The organism is Mycobacterium sp. TH-M11, from assembly GCF_057473725.1.
Genome location: NZ_JBYCLD010000036.1, coordinates 1 through 1610, shown reverse-complemented (window position 1 = coordinate 1610; position 1610 = coordinate 1). Strand labels below are relative to the sequence as shown.

Genomic DNA, 1610 nt, shown 5'->3' with positions numbered 1-1610 from the left:
GCGGTGCGGGAAGTCAAGCTCAATCCGAACAACACCGTCGACGTCGCCTTCACGGTGGACAAGCGTTACACGCTGTACTCATCGACTCGTGCCTTGATTCGTTACGACAATCTGGTCGGCGACCGTTTCTTGGAAATCACCTCCGGCCCTGGGGAATTGCGGAAACTTTCCCCTGGCGGGACCATCGATCAGCGGCACACGCAACCTGCGCTTGACCTCGACGCGCTGCTCGGTGGACTTCGTCCGGTACTCAAAGGCCTGGACGCGGACAAGATCAACACCATCACCGGTTATGTGATCGACCTGCTGCAGGGTCAGGGCGGGGCGCTGTCCAACCTGCTGGCCAACACCAACGCGTTCGGGTCGACCCTTGGTGCACGTGACCGTGCCATCGGCGATGTGATCACCAACCTCAACGCGGTGTTGAGCACCGTGGACGCCAAAGGATCGCAATTCTCCGACGCCGTCGACCAATTGCAGAAGCTCATCACCGGACTGGCCGAGGGGCGCGACGCGATAGCCGGCGCCATCTCGCCGCTGGCCACCACCACATCGGACCTGACCGATCTGCTGAAAAATTCACGCCGCCCCCTGCAGGGCGTCCTGGAGAATACGCGACCGCTCGCCGGCGAGATCAACGATCGATTGCCCGAGGTGAACAACGACATCGAGCAGCTGGGGGAGGACTACCTTCGGCTATCTGCCCTCGGCGCCTACGGCGCCTACTTCAACATCTACTTCTGCACGGTGTCGCTGAAGATCAACGGCCCGGCAGGCAGCGACATTCTCATCCCGATGGGTGGCCAGGTGGATCCGAGCAAAGGTAGGTGCGCCTTTGTCAACAAGTAACACCCGCCGCCGCGACCGTGATCCACTGCGGACCGGAATTTTTGGCGTGGTTCTCGTCGTGTGCGTGATTTTGGTCGCGTTCGGCTACACCTCGTTGCCGTTCTGGCCCCAAGGCCGGCCCTACACAGCGTATTTCGCTGACGCCGGCGGGATAAACCCCGGTAACGACGTGTACGTATCCGGTATCAGAGTCGGCAAGGTGCAGGCGGTTACGCTCGCCGGCGACACCGCCAAAGTCGCCTTCACCGTCGATCGCCACATCAACGTGGGCAACAGCTCACTGGCGGCGATCCGGACCGAGACCATCCTGGGGCAGCGCGCGGTGGCGATCACCCCGGCCGGTACGGGCATCGCCACCACTATCCCGCTGAGCCGGACGACGACGCCGTACACGCTGGGTTCCGCGCTGGAAGACCTGGGCCACACCGCCGGCGACCTGGACAAGGTGCAATTCGAGAAATCGCTGACGGTTCTCACCGACGCCCTGCACGACGCCACGCCGCAGTTGCGTGGGGCGCTGGACGGCATCACCTCGCTGTCGCGCACCCTGAACACCCGCGATGACGCACTGGAACAGCTTCTGGCACATGCCAAATCGGTAACCAGCGTACTGGCCGAGCGTGCCGGCCAGGTCAACAAGTTGATCGTCGACGGCAACCAGTTGTTCGCGGCGCTCGACGCCCGCCGCGCCGCGCTGGCCGAACTGATCTCCGGCATCGACGACGTCTCCGCGCAACTTTCCGGCTTCGTCGCCGACAACC

At 63.2% G+C, this 1610-nt stretch carries 2 protein-coding genes; both read left to right on the top strand.

What is annotated here, in order from left to right:
- Nucleotides 1-849 (top strand): MCE family protein (locus tag AC2VOG_RS01560; protein WP_486938160.1); only part of this gene is annotated, 849 nt, incomplete at its 5' end.
- On the top strand, nucleotides 836-1610 hold a 775-nt coding region (locus AC2VOG_RS01555), incomplete at its 3' end, for an MCE family protein (RefSeq protein WP_486938159.1). The genes AC2VOG_RS01560 and AC2VOG_RS01555, both read left to right, overlap by 14 nt.